This is a genomic window from Pseudoalteromonas sp. Scap03 (assembly GCF_013393115.1).
Taxonomy (GTDB): domain Bacteria; phylum Pseudomonadota; class Gammaproteobacteria; order Enterobacterales; family Alteromonadaceae; genus Pseudoalteromonas.
Map to the genome: position 1 here is coordinate 576,672 of NZ_VDEU01000002.1, position 20,472 is coordinate 597,143.

17 protein-coding genes and 1 pseudogene are annotated in these 20,472 nt (G+C 40.6%); 6 read left to right on the forward strand and 12 right to left on the reverse strand.

Translation table 11 applies throughout. From position 1 onward, the window contains the following. Positions 1 to 23: 23 nt before the first annotated feature. Entirely contained in the window at positions 24 to 707 is a 684-nt protein-coding gene (locus FHG08_RS17915; protein ID WP_178957414.1) for a DUF4386 family protein, read from the reverse strand. A 199-nt stretch (positions 708 to 906) separates the two neighbouring features. Here FHG08_RS17915 and FHG08_RS17920 point away from each other — a divergent pair, with 199 nt between their 5' ends. Then, positions 907 to 1,950, forward strand: a complete 1,044-nt coding sequence (locus FHG08_RS17920; RefSeq protein ID WP_178957416.1) for an IS110 family transposase — start codon at positions 907 to 909, stop codon at positions 1,948 to 1,950. Positions 1,951 to 2,467: 517 nt separating this feature from the next. On the opposite strand, the gene FHG08_RS17925 is transcribed toward FHG08_RS17920, so the two are convergent. From FHG08_RS17925 to FHG08_RS17955, 7 genes are all read right to left on the reverse strand, one after another. Beyond that, positions 2,468 to 2,824: a hypothetical protein gene (locus tag FHG08_RS17925; RefSeq protein WP_178957418.1), complete on the reverse strand. Its 357-nt coding sequence runs from the start codon at positions 2,822 to 2,824 to the stop codon at positions 2,468 to 2,470. 112 nt (positions 2,825 to 2,936) lie between these two features. After that, positions 2,937 to 3,473 carry a GNAT family N-acetyltransferase gene (locus FHG08_RS17930; protein WP_178957420.1) on the reverse strand — a complete coding sequence of 179 codons (537 nt, stop codon included), beginning with the start codon at positions 3,471 to 3,473 and terminating at the stop codon, positions 2,937 to 2,939. Between the two features lie 120 nt (positions 3,474 to 3,593). Beyond that, positions 3,594 to 4,786, reverse strand: a protein-coding gene (locus tag FHG08_RS17935) for an IS3 family transposase (RefSeq protein WP_178956106.1) whose coding sequence is annotated in 2 segments (ribosomal slippage) — positions 3,594 to 4,478 and positions 4,481 to 4,786 — 1,191 coding nt in all. Because the reading frame shifts where the segments join, the coding sequence is not laid out codon by codon here. 84 nt (positions 4,787 to 4,870) lie between these two features. Continuing rightward, positions 4,871 to 5,377: a helix-turn-helix domain-containing protein gene (locus tag FHG08_RS17940; RefSeq protein WP_218648508.1), complete on the reverse strand. Its 507-nt coding sequence runs from the start codon at positions 5,375 to 5,377 to the stop codon at positions 4,871 to 4,873. Between the two features lie 197 nt (positions 5,378 to 5,574). After that, positions 5,575 to 5,874, reverse strand: coding sequence for a hypothetical protein (locus tag FHG08_RS17945; RefSeq protein ID WP_178956879.1), 300 nt, complete (start codon positions 5,872 to 5,874; stop codon positions 5,575 to 5,577). Continuing rightward, a complete protein-coding gene (locus FHG08_RS17950) occupies positions 5,861 to 6,085 on the reverse strand; it encodes a hypothetical protein (RefSeq protein ID WP_178956880.1) in 225 nt (74 codons plus the stop codon). The genes FHG08_RS17945 and FHG08_RS17950 overlap by 14 nt, the downstream gene beginning before the upstream one ends. Before the next feature lie 255 nt (positions 6,086 to 6,340). After that, positions 6,341 to 6,835, reverse strand: a complete 495-nt coding sequence (locus FHG08_RS17955) for a GNAT family N-acetyltransferase (RefSeq protein WP_178956881.1) — start codon at positions 6,833 to 6,835, stop codon at positions 6,341 to 6,343. 587 nt (positions 6,836 to 7,422) lie between these two features. On the opposite strand from FHG08_RS17955, the gene FHG08_RS17960 reads away from it, so the two are divergent. Beyond that, positions 7,423 to 7,785 (forward strand): hypothetical protein, encoded by a 363-nt coding sequence (locus FHG08_RS17960; RefSeq protein WP_178957424.1) that lies wholly within the window; start codon positions 7,423 to 7,425, stop codon positions 7,783 to 7,785. A 180-nt stretch (positions 7,786 to 7,965) separates the two neighbouring features. Here the strand turns inward: FHG08_RS17960 and FHG08_RS17965 are convergent, their stop codons facing one another. Then, on the reverse strand, positions 7,966 to 8,820 hold the full coding sequence (locus FHG08_RS17965) for a PA4780 family RIO1-like protein kinase (RefSeq protein ID WP_178956882.1): 855 nt from the start codon (positions 8,818 to 8,820) through the stop codon (positions 7,966 to 7,968). Between the two features lie 496 nt (positions 8,821 to 9,316). Between FHG08_RS17965 and uvrA the strand changes: the two genes are divergently transcribed. Then, positions 9,317 to 11,878, forward strand: a complete 2,562-nt coding sequence (gene uvrA, locus FHG08_RS17970; RefSeq protein ID WP_178956883.1) for an excinuclease ABC subunit UvrA — start codon at positions 9,317 to 9,319, stop codon at positions 11,876 to 11,878. Positions 11,879 to 11,951: 73 nt separating this feature from the next. Here uvrA and FHG08_RS17975 read toward each other — a convergent pair whose 3' ends face one another. The 3 genes and pseudogenes from FHG08_RS17975 to FHG08_RS17985 form a co-directional block, all read right to left on the reverse strand. Further along, positions 11,952 to 12,569, reverse strand: coding sequence for a LysE family translocator (locus tag FHG08_RS17975; RefSeq protein WP_178956884.1), 618 nt, complete (start codon positions 12,567 to 12,569; stop codon positions 11,952 to 11,954). 160 nt (positions 12,570 to 12,729) lie between these two features. After that, positions 12,730 to 12,933: pseudogene (locus FHG08_RS17980) on the reverse strand (alpha/beta hydrolase family protein); the annotation flags it as partial. Between the two features lie 43 nt (positions 12,934 to 12,976). Further along, entirely contained in the window at positions 12,977 to 15,427 is a 2,451-nt protein-coding gene (locus FHG08_RS17985) for a prolyl oligopeptidase family serine peptidase (RefSeq protein WP_178956885.1), read from the reverse strand. 275 nt (positions 15,428 to 15,702) lie between these two features. Between FHG08_RS17985 and FHG08_RS17990 the strand changes: the two genes are divergently transcribed. The 3 genes from FHG08_RS17990 (at position 15,703) to FHG08_RS18000 (ending at position 20,468) form a co-directional block, all read left to right on the forward strand. Further along, a complete protein-coding gene (locus FHG08_RS17990) occupies positions 15,703 to 16,926 on the forward strand; it encodes a glycosyltransferase (protein WP_178956886.1) in 1,224 nt (407 codons plus the stop codon). A 122-nt stretch (positions 16,927 to 17,048) separates the two neighbouring features. Further along, positions 17,049 to 18,281, forward strand: a complete 1,233-nt coding sequence (locus tag FHG08_RS17995) for a threonine/serine exporter ThrE family protein (RefSeq protein WP_075169987.1) — start codon at positions 17,049 to 17,051, stop codon at positions 18,279 to 18,281. A gap of 138 nt (positions 18,282 to 18,419) precedes the next feature. Then, on the forward strand, positions 18,420 to 20,468 hold the full coding sequence (locus tag FHG08_RS18000; RefSeq protein WP_178956887.1) for a S9 family peptidase: 2,049 nt from the start codon (positions 18,420 to 18,422) through the stop codon (positions 20,466 to 20,468). The last annotated feature ends 4 nt before the right edge of the window (positions 20,469 to 20,472 follow it).

The window sequence follows — 20,472 nt, forward strand, 5'->3', positions numbered from 1 at the left end:
TTCCTCCTTGAACACTTAACGCCTCAATCAGCCGACGCGTTAGCGGTCTGCTGGATTGATTTGTTAGCATTTTCCTCGGTTAGTAAACATATACCCAACCAAATAAACCAAACAATTTGTGATACGCCAAATATTTCAGTAAATAGTTTGTCAGGATAAACCGTTGCAATGCCCGCTATGCCTACAAAATATCCGAGATAGTTAAATGACCGGGGTAATCTGCCCTCTTGTATTGCTGCTACGCTAATCAATAGAACCCAAAGTCCGCCAACTAATTCATTTCCACCACCTATACTTTCTGTTATCACTGAAACGATTATCCACATATCAAGGGCTTTTTCTGGATTTGCATCCATCAGATCGATTGCATGATCAAGCCCGATATTCGAAATCATTCCACTTGCGATCACCAGACCGACCCAAATGCCCCCGAATAGAGATCCAATAGTAATTAAGGGATTAACTTTATATTTAAGCCTCTTATACATACCAATAACGAGTATGGCCAGAAAAATGCCAAACACCACGTACATTAGAAAATAGATCATTGAAAATAGAAGTTGATTTTCTGCCATGTAAGTCATTTTTTCGACTGGACTACCATCAACCGGATATGACCAAAAAGCCCCAAAATACACAAAGGCTGCTATGTAAATAAGCCCTTGGAAAATTGCTGCGATACCAGCTAGTTTTTGTAGACCCTTCATTTGGCGAAACCCCGTTTGTTGTATTGCTAAAACGCCTCATTCAGAGGCAAAAAATTGTTGGCTAAAATAGTGAACGAAGTGAACAAAAGCCAACTGTTTTTTGTCCGTTTAAGCAACTTGATACTCATTGAGCCTCCTCCCCAGCATCGCGTTTATTCGCTACGCTGAAAAGGCAACCAACCTTACAGGAGAAAGCTCAATGAACTTTTACAATAACATGCATCCATATTATTGTGGAATCGATTTACATGCCCGATTGCTTTACGTCTGTATCATTGATAATACAGAACTTATCCTTGTTCACAAGAAAATTAAAGATGACCCAGAAGCACTACTAAAGCTACTTAAACCCTACATTGGCGATATTGTTGTTGGCGTGGAGTGCATGCATTGCTGGTATTGGGTCGCTGATTTTTGCAAAGAGCACACTATCGACTTTATTCTAGGTCATGCCCTATACATGAAGGCAATTCATGGCGGTAAAGCTAAAAACGATAAAATAGATTCGTATAAAATAGCCAAACTTATCCGTGGTGGTAACTTTCCACTCGCTTATGTGTATGACAAATATATTCGTGCTACGCGCGACTTATTACGGCGAAGAACCAAAATTGTTCGTCATGGCGCTGATTTAAAAGCCCATGTAGCCAATACTGCCAGCCAGTACAATTTACCTGCCCACAATGTTAACTTAAAGAACGTTTGCGACAGAGAAAAGATGCGCTATTACTTCCCTGATCCCGTTGTGCAACGATCTATTAATTTAAATATGGCCATACTCGATTGCTATCACAATGAGCTTAAGCCTTTAGAGCATTATATTGAACAAATGGCCAAGCAACACAACCCTGTTCACCTTAATATTTTGCAAACAATTAATGGTATAGGCCGTATTCTTGCAAACACCATTATTTACGAAATTGGTGATATCAATCGCTTTTCAAGCGTACAAAAGTTCGCTTCATACAGTCGGTTGGTCAAATGCAAAGCGGAGTCTGCTGGCAAAACCTATGGCACCCAAGGTAATAAAATTGGCAATGCACATCTCAAATGGGCTTTCTCGGAAGCTGCCGTATTACTGCTGCGCCACAATCATAACGCTAACAAATACCTTGAAAAACTACAAAAGCGAATGAGCAAAGCCAAAGCACTGTCAGCGCTTGCGCATAAGCTTGGTCGCTGTGTTTATTACATGCTTAAAAAAGAGACGGTATTCGATGAAGCAAAATTCTTAAAGAGTTAGTCACGGTACTGAGTGAGCTGAACATCTAACTGGATTTAAGGCTGAGCATCAATCAATTGGGTGAGTTAATAACCAACAAGGTTTTACCTGATTATATGCCTACAGACCTAAGCCACTTGTCTTGATTAGACGCTCAGTACGCGTGCATTAATACAATAAACAAAGTCGCTTACACCTGACTTGATAACTGCGTTACGCACCTTAATCTAACTGGATCATCAAAACCAGCCGCCTTTAATAGTGCCATGATGAGGTTAACCGATGAATGTCTAGTGCCCCAGCAACCCCAAAAGGATATGGGAAAAACCTGACAGCGATGAGATCGCAATAAGATATTACTGCGTAACGCACCCTATATGTGTTTGCCGTAAGCTACTTGCTTAACAGCCGTATCGACAGACAAAGTAAACGAATTTGTTTATTGGTTTAGAATTGACCGTCAATTTATAAAAACGGTCAAAAAGAACATTAATGCCTATTGACAGAGTTAAGGCTCATATGTGTTATGTTGAAACTGCTAGTTACTGCTTGTATTTCCTACATGCCATAAGATATCACAAGTAGAACATTCGTAAATTATTGCCTCACCGTCAGCCATACTGTTTTTGAGCGGTGCTTTAATCTCAGAGTTACACTCATTACAGCGAAACGGTTCTGATGAGGCTTTATAAAGAATAAAGCCTCGAATTAAACTAGCAAAAACTAGAGCGATAGAAATACCAACACCAATGATTGTAAAAGTTTCATTTTTGAAATCTAAGTATTCAACTATTTTAAGGCCAACAAAAGCAAGAAAAATACCTAGAATGAAATGACTAGCTATATGCCCCTCGGCTTTAACATTAAAATTTTTGGCTGACTTTACTCTCGACATACTCTTTTCAACATAACGCCAGCTTAAGCGGACTAAAATAATAGTTGGCTATAATTTAGCGAGGAACGAGCGACAAGCCAACTATTATGTGTCCCATTACTTAATGCGCTTGTTATATAGCATTGTACTCATGATTAAGTAACCCTAACTTTAAATCGTTGCACCAATTGCCACCTAATTTAAAGTTATCTCGAATTGTACCTTCATGAGTAAAGCCCAAAGCTTTTAGTAAATTAAATGAAGGGGAATTACCTTCAGTGACAGTTGCGATCACTTTATGGAAGTTACATTGATTAAATGCATATTCAATAACGGCTTTAGTTGACTCTTTGCCATACCCTTTGCCTTGAAATTTTGGACTTAGCAAGAAACCAAGTTCAGCCTGTTGATATGGTTCCCACTCAGGAAAAAAGCCAGTTACGCCAATTTTATTCCCAGTTGCGTGTTCAATGATTGTTAAAGTTAACCATTGATTTGAAGTCTTTTTCCATTCACCTAAGCGAGAATTAAAGCGTTCACTTATTTCAGATTCGGTAAATGGATCGCTGACATATTTGAGTACACCGCTTGATTGATGAAGTTCCTCAAAAAATTCCCAGTCATCTTTACTAATTGGTTTTAAAGTCAACCTTTGGGTTTCAATTTGCACTGACTTTCCTTTGCTATATAACGCTTTGCTAAGCGGAAATTAATGGTTGGCTATAATCGCGAAGCGATGGCCAACTGTTAATTTTGATCTTCACCCGATAAAGTGGACACCGTCCACGTTTCAATTAACTGCCAATTCAAACTCGGCAGGTGATTTATATCCTAAACTCGAATGCAATCTCTGTCTATTGTAAAAATAATTTAGGTAAACCTTTAATTTTGATAATAGTTTACCGCTGCTCTCAAATTTATTTCCTCGAATTAAATCTGCTTTAAGCGAATGAAAGAACGACTCGACTTCTGCGTTGTCAGTACAGCACCCAGGCCTATTCATACTGGCTTTGATGTTTTTGCTAGCCAAATACTTTTGTACAACGTGAGCACGGTATTCTGCGCCTCGGTCAGTGTGAAATAATACACTCTCTGTTGGCTGTCGTTTCTTTATCGCAAGCCTTAGCGCCTTTAACGTAAGGTCTGTTGTTTTGTTTTTACCAAACGCCCAGCCGATTACTCGACGTGAATATAAGTCGATAACCACAGCAAGGTAATGCCAACGAGCGCCGACTTTTAAATACGTAATATCGCCAGACCATTGCTGATTGATCCCCGTGGCCTTTTCACTATCTTTGCGTTTGTTTTCTATCTCTTTATAAAAGAACTTCACCTTCGCCGGTTTGCTGTAAGTCTTAAGGGCTCTGGCTCTTAAACCGTTTTCTCGCATTAAGCGGGCAACACGTTTTTGGCTTGTGTTTATACCTTCTTTTTTTAGCGCATGAAATACGCGTGGGCTACCATAGGTTTGATGATTTACATTGAAAACGTGCTTTATCTTCAACAACATATTAGCATCTGACAGCGCTCTAGCTGACACTGTTCTGTCACGCCAAGCATAAAACCCACTACGCGAAACATTAAGCCAAGAACACAAGTATTTTACACCTAAGGCTTGTCCGAATTTTTGGATGAATCCAAATCGTTCTGATGTACTTCCGCCAGATACCGTTGCCACTTTTTTAGCAGGTCATTCTCCTGCTTAAGACGCTCATTTTCTTTCTTAAGCTTTTGAATGTTATCCAGCTCTTTTTTTGTTGGGAATTTACTCATTGTTTCATTGTTGCTTTGATAGCGCGGTACGTTTTTAAACTTACCTTCTCGATACTCTTTTCGCCAACGACTCAGCATTAACGGATGAATATTTAGCGCCTCGGCAACGTCCTTTGACATGACATCGTCTCGTAAGCTTAGTTCGACTGCTTTGATTTTAAAATTAACTGGGTAAAACCATGTCTTTCTAGGTTGGGTATATCTAGGCATTTTAGCCTCCTCAAAGTAATGAGGAGGTGTCCACTAAAACGGGTGAGGAGCATTTTCCGTTTAAGCAACTTGTTATGTTGATTGTTAAATAACTGATTTGATATCTGATTTTTGTAACTCTTTAAATTCTGGATTTAAAGCAAATAAAAACACTGGTATAGGTGTCACAGTACCGTCCAGATTATAAATTGGACCATTTAATATTGAGTTAAACGTAAATTGATGTTGGGCAGCCTTAAACCCTGGACTAGAGTAGTATTCTTGAGCTTCGGTTAACAGCATATCTTCATTGAATTCAAGGAGCTTTGAAATAACAGCCCAACCATTTTGACTTAACAAAGTAGCATACCTTTCCATTGTTGACAGAATTGCAGAGGGTGATACTTGCAACCCATTGCAAACTCTAAAAAACATCTCCATAGAAAGAGGACTACGACCAGTCTCTATCTTTGTCCATGCACTAGGTGTTTTATCACACATATCTGCAATTTGAGCTTGATGTATATTACGTTCTAGGCGTAACTCTTTAAGTATTAACAGCGTAATACTTGAAAACGTTGTTACATTATTTTCATTTGTCTTGCCAATCATATCAATCATCCAGTTGTTGAAACAAGATCGTAGAATGCCACACGAAACACCAAAATTCAACCGCAACTTCCCAGCAGGAATATACAAATTCCTAGCTGCTCATCAAGTGGAGTGTAATAAAGTCAACATAACGCCCCACTCACCGGAATTTTGGGAGCGAAGCGAGTAAAATTTCCGAGTGCAGTGGCTTGTTATATTTATTTCATTAACTTATTTTTCAGTATCTTAGCGAGAGTAGATTTGGCACGCTCAACGAACTCATCTTCGCTTTCATTTTTTTTTGGATCACCAATTGATTCGCTTAACTCAGCTAGAACTTCATCACTATTCGCGACTTGTACAACTTCAGATGAGAATTTTTCTCTATCATTACTAGATATACTTAAACCTGTAGTGGCTATAGTTCCGCTTATTTGAGTAGCCAAGCCTTGAGCTGAAGAAGAGCTAATCATTTTTTGTCCAACCCTAGATTTCACAAAATCTTTAAAATTGCTCATTTTTTGCTTCCTGCTCTTTTTTCTTTGAACGGAAAAACTCTCTAAACATCGCTTCAAAGGTTTCGACGATCATATTAATAATTTTTTCTTTAACTGGATCGGGGACTTTTCCCCATAACTCCGTTAGCCAGCTGAATATGCTGAACAACCAACCGAACATACTTATGCCTCCTAAAAAATATAACAATTTAATAGTGCGCTCATCGCGCATATTTCTGCCGACTTAACGCTCATTTACCTACTTTATATAGTTTTAGCAAATAACCTAAGACATTACTATCACTACGTTTTCTAAAATTTTTAGGTAGAGTTAAATGAACCAATATGCGCGCAGCGCTCATTTTCATGAATATATGCGCAAAAAGCAGTTTAACTAATCAATTAACGACGATATTTAGCCAATCTCAATGGCTGGTTTTCGCTCTTTACCAAATTTTACTTAAGCGCAGAAGACGTTGTAATCTTGCTAGTTATTTGTGATAACAAACTCGTGGTAGCCTTCTGTTTCAGGAGGATCAACTTTATCAACACGCATAACATTTAATTTAGCAAACAAACTATTCCAAAATTTTAACGCTAAACTATCGTTTAAATGAACTGCTACATGCCACTGATTTGTTTCAACAGACATCAAATTTTGAATAACGAATTTAGCAATGCCTTGTTTTCGATATTTGGGTAGAATAAAAATATCAGCCAACTCAGGTATTTCTTTGCCAACGATCTCAGTTGGTTCTACGGTAGCAAAACCAGCAATTTGGTTAGAAACGAGTACAAGATAAATAATGCAGTCTTCCTCACCACGAACTACACATTCTAAATATTCTTCATCAATATCATAGCAACCATCTAAACCAACATCTTCTAAGTCAAATATACTCTGATGATATTGGTAAAACTGCCACAGCATTTTTATTGCAGCGATATCGGTTGATTCAGCTTTTCGTATTGTAGTGTCCATTTTATACCTATTTCCTTATGTGTGGTCCGACATTAGCTTTCACTAAAGAGGTGAAGATTCGCTAATAGTTATCTTTAAAAAACATCATGTTATTAAACGATAACTACTCAAAAATAACAACAAAAAAACTTTTAAGAATAGATTGAAAAAACCGCCAACAAGCTGATAATCAAGTGAGTAAAACTTCACGTCACACAGAAAAACTCTGACTAACAGCTTCTCGCTCTTTGTCTAACTTCGCAAAAGTGTCAACTTTAGTTATTCAGGACTCTCTCGTTTATGCTTAAAAAGTTGTCGAAAATACGACAAGGTGGGCTTTGTACGATATCACAATAACCTGGTCAAAAAGATTGGCAGGTAAACACAAGGGAATGGGCGAAGTGCATATTTTTTTCAGGCGCTTAAATGTAGAAATACCATTGTTAATTTAATAAGATAGGCCACAAATTTAGAACCTTAGTTTCTGTTAGCTTAAATTATTGAGTCGACCGTAACTCTTACCTCTGCGATCGAAGATGATATTTAAATTTACCAAAAACTGGCTCTCTCCAAATTTTGTTATGGTTGTTTTGTTCTCAATAATATCCATGATCTCTACCTATTACTTACATGACTCTGAGTCTGTAAAGATAAAGGCTGCTTTGTTTGTTTCTCCTTTTTTCTATTTAACAGGGCTCTATTACTTTTTGCATTTATTAACAACTCCCAATGAAATTACTTTAGGCAACAACAGTATCGAAATTGATGGGAAAGTTTATTCGTTAGGCTTAAATACTAAGTGTCGTGTTTTATTTAATAAAGCATCACAGGCTGAATTCGAAATAACTATAAATAATAAAAAGACCGTCACAACGTCTTTTTTTTATACATGTGATTTTAATGAGGAAGAATTTATCAGCTATTACACTGATAATGAAAATGTGTTTGCAGACTCAATGGCATTTAATTAATGGATAGTATCAAGCTGCTTTTAGTTAAATGCACACCTGTCGGTTCCCGTTGATAGTAATGACAGAACTAACTTAGATTTTGCAGTGACGAGCTAAACTCATCCCTTATGGCTCATACCTACATGCTAAGTTTTGATCTAATAGTTAAAACTATATAAAACTCAGCACGTAAATTAAAGATTATTGCTCATCGGCGTCGCGAATTCGTTCTTTACGTTCTTGCTCTTCATCAAAGGCGGCTTGAATTTCGTCAAGTACTGAATCTACATCTGCAGCTTCGCTGTCGTCTTCAAATTCGCCACTGAGTTTTGAGTGCGGGGTTAAGTTAGCATCTGCAAACAGTGCCCACATTTCTTTGGCATATTGCGTGTGTAATAACGCAGGTGCAAATTGGCCATAATAGCGGCGCATGTTATTTACATCGCGGGCAAACATCGCCTCGGCGCTATTATTAGCAGAGGCATTAACCGCTTGGGGTAAATCAATAATTACTGGGCCGTTGCTATCTACAAGTACGTTAAACTCCGATAAGTCACCGTGAATAATCCCAGCGCATAGCATTAGTTTGATGTAATGCATCATTAATGTATGTTGTTCAATGGCTTGTTGCTCAGTTAAATCAACCGCGCCAAGTTGTGGTGCAACATCGCCTTCATCATCGCTTACAAGTTCCATTAGCAATACACCGTCAATGCAGCCGTAAGTTTGCGGTACCCGAACACCCGCTGAAGATAAACGCGACAGCGCGTCAACCTCGGCATTTTGCCAAATTTCTTCTTCTAATTGACGGCCGTAACTTGAACGTTTACCCATAGCACGGGCTTGGCGCCCGCCTCGCACTTTTCGCCCTTCTTGGTACTGTGCAGCTTTTTTAAAACTGCGCTTACTGGCATCTTTGTATACTTTAGCGCAGCGAATGTCATCGCCACAGACGACGACAAATACATCGGCCTCTTTACCACTCATTAAACGGCTGATCACTTCATCAATAAAACCATCATCAACTAATGGCTGTAGGCGTTTAGGTATTTTCAAACGACACCTTCTAAAAATACAGAGTTGGCTTTTTGTTTTGCTATGTGGTTCAAACGAGGCATACCTTTGGGGATTGAAGAAAATTATAAATTATTAGTAAACTTTAAAGTTACATTTAATGACTAAATTACGCAGCTAGAATAAGCGACTACACAGAAAAAGCCAACCGCCTTTTTTGCTTTTTAAGTATTATTGAGCCCATATTTAATTAAAACAGCATAAAAATGCTAACAAATAAAAAAAACAATAAATACATAACTAAAATGTTAACTTATTCCAACCTAACCAAACTTCTACCTACATCATTTAACTCCCCGCAATACGCTTCAGTCAATTAACATTATTGTCTTTGGTTAAAGTTTATACTAGCAGTTTTTCTGTTATGTAAACGCAAAACTAGCATATAGCTAAGCGTTCATTCAGTAAGACTGCATTATTATTAATACTTTATAGAACATTAATAAACACAGGATTATTACACAGGAGTATATATTACATGGCAACCACACCTAAAAAGTCACATGAGGTTAATAATGTACAATCGGCCTTATTAAACCCAGAACACAGCATTCAAGTAAGAGGCGCACGTGTTCATAACTTAAAAGATGTGGATGTAAACCTGCCTCGTAATTCACTTGTGGTGTTTACCGGTATATCGGGCTCGGGTAAATCATCGCTCGCCTTTGGGACATTATTTGCCGAATCGCAACATCGTTATCTTGACTCAGTTTCGCCTTATGCACGCAGGTTAATCGATCAGGTAGACGAGCCTGATGTAGATTCGATTGAAGGGCTGCCACCAGCGGTAGCATTACAACAACAGCGTGGTGCACCCTCGGTACGTTCATCGGTGGGTAGTGTAACCACTATATCTAACGCGCTGCGAATGCTCTACTCACGCGCAGGCGAATACCCCAAAGGGCAAGGCATACTTTACGCCGATGCGTTTTCGCCCAATACGCCACAAGGCGCCTGCCCAGAGTGCCATGGTATTGGCCGCGTTTTTAACGTCACCGAAGAGCTACTAGTGCCCGATCCCACTATATCAATTAAAGAGCGAGCCATTGCAGCATGGCCGCCGGCTTGGCAAGGTAAAAACCTAAGCCGTATTCTTACTTCTTTAGGCTACGATATTAATAAACCGTGGAATACCCTGCCTAAAAAAGCCCGTGATTGGATTTTATTTACCGACGAAACACCTACAGTGCCCGTGTTTCCTGAGTACACACTTGAGCAAACACAAGCGGCAATTAAAAATGAAGAAAGCCCTAGCTACATGGGTACATTTACAAGTGCTAAACGTTTTGTTTTACAGTCGTTTGCGAGCACTCAAAGCCCACGTACTAAAAAGCGTGTATCGCAGTATATGCAAATATCACAGTGCCCGCAGTGCGAAGGAAAAAAACTCAAAAAAGAGTCGTTATCGGTTAAAGTAGCTGGTCTTGATATAGGCGAAATTTCGCAGCTAACACTCAATGAGCTGGCAGATAAGCTAAGGTTTGCTGCTAGTAACCCCGCTAAAAGTAATGCTGCAAATCCCGAAAAAGCCATAGTTGCAAAGCGTATAGCAGGCGACATTCTTAAACGCGTTGAAGCACTCACCAAACTTGGTTTAGGGTATTTATCGCTTGAACGCACCACCCCATCGTTATCGCCTGGTGAATTACAGCGCTTGCGGCTTGCAACGCAAATTCGATCAAAATTATTTGGTGTAGTGTATGTGTTAGATGAACCCTCAGCAGGTTTACACCCTGCCGATACACAAGCCTTATTAGCCGCACTAGATGAGCTAATTGCCGCTGGTAACTCAGTGTTTGTGGTTGAGCACGACGTAAGTGTTATTCGCCATGCCGATTGGGTGGTTGATGTAGGACCAAATGCGGGCTCCCGTGGCGGTAATATTGTTTATAGCGGCCCTGTTGCAGGCTTAAAGCAAATTAGTAACTCACACACGAGCCAGTATTTATTTAAAAATGACGAATCTCAGCAAGCTCAAATACAAAGTAAACAACGCCCAGCAAAAGCATGGCTAACGCTTAAAAATGTTGAGCGTAATAACTTACAAAAACTTAATGTAGAATTTCCGCTTGGGGTTATTACAAGTGTTACAGGGGTATCAGGCTCAGGTAAATCAAGCTTAGTAAGCCAAGCGCTTGTTGAATTGGTTTATGATGCACTAGGGCAAAAATCGCAGCCACAAATACCTACAGATGAAGCCGAGCTACTCGAGCAAGAGCTCGATATAACAACTGGCGGGCAAATAACTCACGGCATTGAACACATAAAGCGCCTGGTAACGGTTGATCAAAAAGCCATTGGCCGCACACCTCGTTCAAACCTTGCAACTTACACGGGCTTATTCGATCACGTACGTAAACTGTTTGCCAATACCAAAGAGGCAAAAGCGCGTAAGTACGATGCCGGTCGCTTTTCGTTTAACGTTAAAAAGGGTCGCTGCGAAAATTGCGAAGGCGTAGGCTTTGTAAGCGTGGAGCTGTTATTTTTGCCTAGCGTGTATTCGCCCTGCCCTGTGTGTAACGCCAAGCGCTACAACCAAAAAACACTCGACATTACCTATAAAGATAAAACTATTGCCGATGTGCTTAATTTAACCGTTGAATCAGCGCATACATTTTTTGCCGATGAACCCGCTATTTTACGTGCGCTAAATGCGCTGATACAAGTAGGTCTTGGCTATTTACGTCTAGGCCAACCTGCTACCGAGCTTTCGGGTGGCGAAGCCCAACGTATTAAACTTGCCACTGAACTACAGCGTACTCAGCGCGGCGACACACTTTATATTTTAGATGAACCAACCACAGGCCTACACCCTAAAGATGTAGATATGCTAATGGCGCAGTTAAATGGCTTAGTTGATGCTGGGAACACCGTCATTATGGTTGAGCACGATATGCAAGTTGCCAGTAACAGTGATTGGGTTATTGATATTGGCCCAGGAGCCGGCGACGAAGGCGGGATAATAGTTGCACAAGGTAAACCAAACGAGGTTGCGCAATCTACAAAAAGCCGTACTGCGCCGTTTTTAAAAGCGCAGTAAAGTCAAGCATACTCAGATTAAAAGGTTAGCAGTTTTGTATGCGCCAAATAAAAAAAGAGCCTCGGGCTCTTTTTTAACCCAAAGCTAACCAAACTCCCACTAGCACCATTAAACTCCCCGCAATACGATTCATCCACTTAATATTATTGCCTTTGGTTAAAAATAGCCGCAGGCTTTTGCCACCTGTTGCGTAAATCATCATACAGATAAGCTCTGAGAGCAAAATAATGGCCACCAGCACCGCTAACTGTGGCGCAACATTGTATTGTACGTTAATAAAAGGAGGTAATAAGGAAATCATAAACGCCCATCCCTTAGGGTTGGCAATGGCGGTTACAAACCCCTGTGAAAATAATGAATATCGGCTCACGGCTGTTGTGTTATGCGTATCAACCGACATCTTTCCTTTCGCACGCCACATATTAATGCCAATGTAGATTAAATAAGCGCCACCTAGCCATTTTAAAATATCAAATGCACTGGGGTAATTAAGCATAACGCTGGCTACACCAAGCACCGCGGCTACCGCAACGCTAGCGACACCTAATAGCTCGCCAATCATCATCCATAAAGTTCGGCGCACGCCTATACTCATGCCTAAAGTCATGGCCAGTGTCATGCACATACCAGGAGTAATAGACACAAAAAAGAACGTAGGAACAAATACCGCAAGTGCAGCTACATCAATCATTTAAAGCTCGCAATAGGTTAAAAAAGTAGTGTTAATTTTGAATGAAAGGGTAAAGGAAAAATAGCTATCGGTAAATTAGAAATAACAGCATCGAGAGTCGGGCTAAGAGCACCGAGCTTAGCCCGAGGCCCGAGACACGTAGCTCGAAACTCTTAGCAAATTAATTTACTGTTGTTTCAGTGTCTACTTCGTTATCACTTAGCAAGTACTTATCAAGCCACTGCTCTTGCTCCCACAGTACATGTAATAAGCTTTTACGGGCACGGTAGCCATGAGCCTCATAAGGAAGCATCACTAAACGCGCTTCTTTACCCAAGCCTTTAAGTGCAGCATACATACGCTCACTTTGCATTGGGAAAGTGCCGTGAGATTAAGAGTGGATCTTCTTGATCTCACGGCACAATACACTATTGAATCGGTTGTTCTACCATATCAACTGGTTCAACGTTATCACTTAATAAATACTTATCAAGCCACTGCTCTTGCTCCCACAGTACATGTAATAAGCTTTTACGGGCACGATAGCCGTGGGCTTCGTAAGGAAGCATCACTAAACGCGCTTCTTTACCCAAGCCTTTAAGTGCAGCATACATACGTTCACTTTGCATTGGGAAAGTTCCCGAATTAGGATCCTCTTGACCGTGGATCATTAACATAGGTTCGTTAATCTTCTCAGCATGGAAAAACGGCGACATGTTTGCGTACACACTTTGTGCTTGCCAAAAGTCACGTTCTTCACCTTGAAAACCAAACGGTGTTAATGTGCGGTTATACGCACCACTTCGGGCAATACCAGCCTTAAACAAGTCGCTATGCGCTAATAAGTTAGCCACCATAAATGCACCGTAAGAATGCCCTGCAATGGCAATATTGTCTTTATCAGCAATGCCCTTTTCAACCAGTACATCAACCGCTGCTTTGGCGCTAGAAACCAACTGTTTTCTAAAGTGATCATTTGGCTCACTGCCATCAACACCTACAATCGGCATTTTAGGATCATCAAATACTGCAATCCCTTTAGCTAAATAAGGCATCGGGCCCCAATAACCTATATAGGTAAATTCATATTCTGATTCGCGCACTTGTGAAGCAACCGCTTTATCTTTATATTCAAGTGGATATGCCCACATCAATACAGGTAAAGGCCCTTGTGTTTTGTCATACCCAGGCGGTAAATAAAGCGTACCAGATAGCTCAACGCCGTCATCGCGGGTATAACGTAATTGCTCTTTAGTCACCCCTTTAAATGCAGGATACGGATGCTCAAACTGAGTCAGTTGCGTTAAGCTATCTTTATCTAAATCACGAATAAAAAAGTTAGGCTGCTGCGTTTTAGATTCACGAATAGTAATAATACGCTTACCTTCATCGTCTAATAAAGCACGCACTCGCTCGTAGTAAGGTGCAGCAGATTGCCAAATTCGTTTAGAGCTGTTTGTTTTTACATCGTATTGATCTAAAAATGGAATATTTCCTTGCTCAGATGCTCCATTACCACGAAGGTAAATGTAACGTCCACCAACGACTTTTATAACACGTGTTCCTAAGTCGTTACGCTCATATATGGCACTACCAGGGTCTTTGTAAGCATCATTGTAACTGCGCTCTGAAAATAGCACACGATTGCTATCAGCATTACGTGGCTGAATAACATAAGTACGCACTTGTCTGTCACTAAAGCGCCAATCACTTAGCATGGCAATGCTGTCATTACCCCACTCTATACCTGCATAACGGCGCTCTACTTTTGCAAACAACTTTGGTTCGCGTTTAAACGGTGCACGTAAACTATAAAGGTAATCATGATGCTCAACCTCAGTTTTCATATCGCCGCCATCTTGCGCTTCGGCCCAAATAACCTCTGCGCCCTGATCAGCACGCCACTCAAAATTACGACGACCAGTGCGTACACTGTCATACCCTTGAGGAATGTTGTCGGCAAGGGGTTGCTTAGCCAGTTCGACTAAAGCATACCCACGCATTCCCCATATTTGCCATGTAGTTGCAAAACGGCTGTAAGGCACTTGATACGAAAATGGCTCGTCGATGGTCGCGACTAAAATATTGGTTGAATCAGGCGAAATTGAAAACGATTTAAATAAGCCAGCACGACCAATTTGCTGAGCCTTACCATCAAGCGTTATATATGCTAATTGCCCTTGGCCATAAAACTTAAACTGTGCTTCATCAAATGGGCTGGTTAATAAATTTTGATAAGTACGCGCTGGCGCTTTTTCACCGCTACTTTGTTGAATAACTGGTACCGTACTTTGGGTATCATTGGTTAATCTGGGTTTGTCTAAGTTAACCGCTAAATTAGCCACAATCGCTGTGCTATCGGGTAACCACTGATAAGGTGTAGCAGTTAATACTGAATTAAGTGCAAGCTCATTTAACTGCTTTGCTTGCTTGGTTTTAACGCTATAAACCCAAAGCCGTGCGTTATCCGATTGTTCAACAATAAACGCTAAATACTCGCTATTTGCTGACCAGCGAGGGGAGCGAATAATCCCCTGCGGCAAATTATTTACGTTAACCACAGTACCACTTTCTACATGCTTAAGTTCTAACGCACTGTATTTAGCACTAACCCGTGAGCGTGAAAAGTTAGCTGGGTTGAGCTTTATTCCCGCAAGCTTAAATTCTTCTTTTGCCAGCTCATCAAGCGACACAACACGCTTTCGTTCAAACAAAGCAAGCCACTGGCCATCATTTGATAAAGAGCTAGTAGGGGCTAACTTAGCATCTACGAGTGTAGCAAGCGCAGGTGAAGGGGTTTGATATCCTTGCTCTGCATAACTTGCAGGCAATAAAACAATGCAGCCTACCAAGGCAATTAACAGCCTAAAAGCATTCATGTTTTTATCCTTTTTATTTTTGAATATTACCGGATATATAAACACGTTTTGCACCATTCATAAAGTGTTAAGCTAAGTAATGACTTAAGTAGCCTGAATACGCTAAAATACACGCCTATTTACTCAACGCTAAAATTGGTTGTTTATGTCCATTAATTTGCAGCATTTTAGTTTTTCGAAATCATACTCTGCTTTTTAAATACCGTTACAGCTTTTAAAAATATACCACTGTGTTTGAGTCTGTTTTTCCATCAAATAATTAGAGAATCTAGCCAATGAAAAAAGTGCTGGTAATTGGCTATGTATGGCCAGAGCCCAATTCATCTGCTGCAGGTACGCACATGATGTCGTTACTAAATGCGTTTAGGGCGCAAAACTGGGATGTTGAGTTCGCCACGCCCGCACTGCCTACCGAACACATGGTTGACCTTGCCGACTTTGGTATAACCAGCCAAAGCATCGCTCTTAACTGCGATAGTTTTGATGACTATGTTAAAGCTTACAACCCCGATTTAGTGATGTTCGATCGTTTTATGATGGAAGAACAATTTGGTTGGCGCGTAGATAAGCATTGTCCTAATGCACTTAAGATTTTAGATACCGAAGATTTGCAGTGCCTGCGTAATGCTCGCCATGAGGCGCATAAAGCTGAGCGTGAATTCAACCATAACGATTTACTATCAGACATAGCTAAACGTGAAATAGCCGCTATTTTACGCTGTGATCTCAGCTTAATTATCTCAAGCTATGAGATGGAACTACTCAATGAAGTGTTTAAAGTTGAGCCTAGTGTGTTACATCATCTACCTTTTATGGTTGATTTAAGTGCCTTACCTGAGCAAACTAAATCGTATGAACAACGCCAACACTTTATGACCATTGGCAATTTCCGACATGCCCCAAACTGGGATGCGGTACTCTATTTACAAAAAATTTGGCCGCTTATCCGCAAACAACTACCGCAGGCAGAATTGCATATTTATGGTTCCTACCCACCGCCAAAAGCCACCGCGCTTAATAATCCTAAAACCGGCTTTTTAATTAAAGGTTGGGCCGATGATGCGTATGAAGTAATGCAAAGTGCGCGGATTTGCTTAGCTCCTTTGCGTTTTGGGGCAGGTATTAAAGGTAAACTTTTAGAAGCCATGATCATGCAAACTCCAAGCATCACCACGCCTATTGGCAGCGAAGGTATGCACAGCACGCTACCTTGGCCAGGTGTGGTAACAGCAGATGTGCAAGCTTTTGCAGATGCCGCAGTCTCTTTATACAACAACGAGGCTAAATTTAGCGAAGCACAAGCCGCTGGCGGCCTTCTGCTTAATACTCTGTATGACAAAGTACAGTTAAGTGCTCAATTAATTGAAAAAATCGACTCAATAAGCAGTAATTTAGATGCTCACCGGATGAAAAATTTCACGGGTCAAATGCTCAAACACCATACCATGCGCAGCACACAATATATGTCGCAGTGGATAGCAGAAAAAAATAAAAAATAACATTAAAAATCACTAGACAGGCGGCGATTTGTGTTTAAAATCGCCGCAAATAAACTTGGGCAATTTTAGCATTATTGCCTATATTTTTAGCTTAGTTATTTAATAGTTGGTTCAAAACAAATTTGAAAACCGCAACGTTTACTGAAAAACGCAAATTTATCGTTAAATTGGGCAAAATGCTCCATAAATACGGTACACCTGCCTATCGCTTAGAAGCCCACTTAATGGAAGTGGCGACTTATTTAGATCTTAAATCATCGTTTGTTATGTCGCCCACGTCGGTTACCTTTGTTATTTGGACCGATGGCCATGAAGATGAATATACCCATGTTGCCCGCGTTGACCCAGGCGATCATGATTTAGGTTCACTTGCCGATACCGATGACCTAGTTAATAAAATGCTTAATGGTGAGCTCACGTTGCAAGAGGTTGATCAGCAACTTGATATTATTTTTGATGCCCCAAATCCATATAACAGAGTGCTGACAGGCGTTGCCTTTGCCACCTCTGGCGGCGCATTTGCAATGCTTATGGGCACCAGTTGGAATGATGTTCTGTGGTCTGGGTTATTAACCTTTATTGTATACTTATTTGTATTGTGGTCGGCCCGTTCGAAACGTGTGGCTCACATGCTTGAGCCATTAGTGGCAATAGTGTCGGCTATTCTTGCTTGTGCTATTAGCGTTCATTTAGATGCACACATCAACATTCGATTAATTGTGCTTTCTGCCATTATTGTGTTTATACCCGGTTTAGCCCTTGCACTTGGCCTTGCTGAACTTGCAGCCAGACATTTAGTATCGGGCACAGCTCGCGTTATGGACTCATTTATGTTGCTGTTTAAGCTTTATTTTGGGGCTTTTATTGGTCTTGCTATTGGCTTTGCGGTCTTTGGGCAAGCCGATTTCGTACAACCAGAGCCGTTACCAAAGTGGACTGCATGGCTCGCTATTTTACTTTTATGTAGTAGCTTAATCGTTATCTTTAGAACAAAGCTTAAACATGCAATCTGGTCTATTGCCTCAGGCTTTATAGCTTATGGCACCAGTATTGGGCCTGCTATATATTTAGATTTAAATTACACGTTAGGCACCTTTATTGGTGCATTTTCAGTCGGTGTATTTAGCAACTTATTTAACCGTGTTGCCAATGCTCCGGCCTCTATTGTAGCTATGCAGGGATTAATTGTATTAGTGCCTGGGAGCAAAACGTATATTGGTTTAAACTCACTAATTGAAGGCCAAGACTTTGTTTATGCAGATCATATTGGTCAGCAAACGTTTTTAATCTTTATGTCGCTGGTGGCAGGACTTATTTTTGCAAACGTGGCACTTCCTCCTAAAAAGAGTCTATAGATTTATGCGCGGTTTTAAGCCGCGCTTTTGCATAACTACAACATTAAACCTCCTCTTTTGAGGATTAATCGCATTTTTTAGTATATTGAGAACACCTTGCTATAATGGCTGAAATCTAATAAAGCAAAGGAAATAACAATGCTAAAAACTAGCTTAGCGATAGCAATTGGGCTTTCAAGCTCACTTGCATTTGCGCAATCAGCAATTACTGTTGAAGACATTCCAAAAGTAAAATCAGTAATACAAACAACCGTTAGCCCAGATGGCGACAGTGTTGCATTTACCCGTTCGTTACCTCGCACGCTTTACGTTGACGAAAATGGCAGCAATTACAGTGAGCTTTATGTTGTTGACGATAAAGGTGTTGAACGCCCTTTTATTACCGGTTCAGTTAATATTAAAAGCCTACAATGGTCAAACGACAGCAAAACAATTTACTTTTTAGCGAAATTAAAAGACGACAAATATACTTCGCTTTACCAAATACCTGTTGATGGCGGCCAAGCACAAGCGGTTATGTCATTAAAAGACACATCTATTTCAAGCTATCAGTTAAGCCCTGATAACAAGCAAGTCGCTATTTTAGCAATGCCAGCTGCTGATAAGTCAGAAAAAGAACTTAAAAAACTTGGCTTTAAAGCAGAAGTGTACGAGCAAGGCCTTAAAAACAAGCAGCTTTTTATTGTAGATTTAGCTAAAGCCGACAAGCCACTTACCCCTACCGCACTCAATGTTGATAACTACGTGAGTGACGTTAATTGGGCTGCGAATGGTGAAAAGCTTCTGGTTAAAACTCAACCTACTGCACTAATTGATGATAAATACACAAAATCGATGTGGCACTTGTTTGATATTGCCAGCAACAAAGTCACCTTATCGTTTAAAACTGAAGGTAAGTTAGGCGATGCCGAGCTTTCTCATGACGGGAAATACATTGCTATTTTAGGTGCAGAAGATAAGCACGACCCTGCAACTGGCCGCTTATTTATTGCCGATACTAAAACCGCCGAAATCACTGAATGGTTACCTAACTTTATGGGCCACGTTGTTGACTTTGAATGGTCGCATAAACGTAACACGCTTAACTTTATTGCCAATGTGGGCACAGAAAGTTTTGTTGCGAGCATTAAAACCGGCTCTAACAAATACAAGAAGCTAGTAAAAGAGGGCAAATTTATTGCCTCACAGCTAAGTGTTTCTGATTCAGATAAAACACTAGCACTTCGTGGTAACACGGCAAAACACCCTAACGAAGTCTTTATTGTGCGCAGTAACAAGGCAAAGCGTTTAACTGATTCAAACAGCTGGTTAAACGACAAACGCTTTGCTAAACAAGAAACAATTACGCTCAAAGCACGTGACGGTGTAGAACTTGATGGTGTATTAGTTTACCCTCTCGATTATGAAAAAGGCACACGCTACCCACTAATTATGTCGGTACACGGTGGCCCTGAAAGTCATGATAAAAATGGCTGGGTAACTAACTACTCGCGTCCTGGTCAAATGGGCGCTGCACGTGGTTACGCGGTATTTTACCCTAACTACCGTGGCTCAACAGGTAAAGGCGTAGATTACTCTAAACTAGGTCAAAACGATTACGCAGGTAAAGAGTTTGACGACTTAGTTGATTTTAAAAATCACCTTGTTGATATGGGATTAGTTGATACTAAACGCGTGGGTATTACCGGTGGTTCTTACGGCGGTTATGCATCAGCGTGGGGCGCAACAAAGCTAACTGAGCACTTTGCTGCCAGCGTTATGTTTGTGGGTGTCACTAACCAGCTATCTAAATTTGGTACTACTGATATTTCAAACGAAATGAACCTAGTTCATGCGCGTTCATACCCATGGGATAAATGGCAATGGTACCTAGAGCGCAGCCCAATTTACTGGGCGGGTCAATCTGAAACACCACTGCTTATTATGCATGGTAAAGACGATCCTCGTGTTCACCCTGCACAATCTATGGAACTTTACCGTTACATGAAAGTGCAAGGTAAAGATGTTCGCCTTGTTTACTACCCAGGCGAAGGCCATGGTAACCGTAAAGTAGCGGCACAGTACGATTACAGCTTGCGTTTAATGCGTTGGATGGACAACTACTTAATGGAAGGCAAAAAAGACATGCCTGCATTTGAAATTGACCATGCGGCTAAATTAAAAGCAGTGAAAGACGCTAACAAATAAGTCT

Bases quoted from the DNA above. Each gene is read 5' to 3' on its own strand.
- FHG08_RS17915 (WP_178957414.1), bottom strand. From the start codon at position 707: ATGAAGGGTCTACAAAAACTAGCTGGTATCGCAGCAATTTTCCAAGGG.
- FHG08_RS17920 (WP_178957416.1), top strand. From the start codon at position 907: ATGAACTTTTACAATAACATGCATCCATATTATTGTGGAATCGATTTA.
- FHG08_RS17925 (WP_178957418.1), bottom strand. From the start codon at position 2,824: ATGTCGAGAGTAAAGTCAGCCAAAAATTTTAATGTTAAAGCCGAGGGG.
- FHG08_RS17940 (WP_218648508.1), bottom strand. From the start codon at position 5,377: ATGATTGGCAAGACAAATGAAAATAATGTAACAACGTTTTCAAGTATT.
- FHG08_RS17945 (WP_178956879.1), bottom strand. From the start codon at position 5,874: ATGAGCAATTTTAAAGATTTTGTGAAATCTAGGGTTGGACAAAAAATG.
- FHG08_RS17950 (WP_178956880.1), bottom strand. From the start codon at position 6,085: ATGCGCGATGAGCGCACTATTAAATTGTTATATTTTTTAGGAGGCATA.
- FHG08_RS17955 (WP_178956881.1), bottom strand. From the start codon at position 6,835: ATGGACACTACAATACGAAAAGCTGAATCAACCGATATCGCTGCAATA.
- FHG08_RS17960 (WP_178957424.1), top strand. From the start codon at position 7,423: ATGATCTCTACCTATTACTTACATGACTCTGAGTCTGTAAAGATAAAG.
- uvrA (WP_178956883.1), top strand. From the start codon at position 9,317: ATGGCAACCACACCTAAAAAGTCACATGAGGTTAATAATGTACAATCG.
- FHG08_RS17975 (WP_178956884.1), bottom strand. From the start codon at position 12,569: ATGATTGATGTAGCTGCACTTGCGGTATTTGTTCCTACGTTCTTTTTT.
- FHG08_RS17985 (WP_178956885.1), bottom strand. From the start codon at position 15,427: ATGAATGCTTTTAGGCTGTTAATTGCCTTGGTAGGCTGCATTGTTTTA.
- FHG08_RS17990 (WP_178956886.1), top strand. From the start codon at position 15,703: ATGAAAAAAGTGCTGGTAATTGGCTATGTATGGCCAGAGCCCAATTCA.
- FHG08_RS18000 (WP_178956887.1), top strand. From the start codon at position 18,420: ATGCTAAAAACTAGCTTAGCGATAGCAATTGGGCTTTCAAGCTCACTT.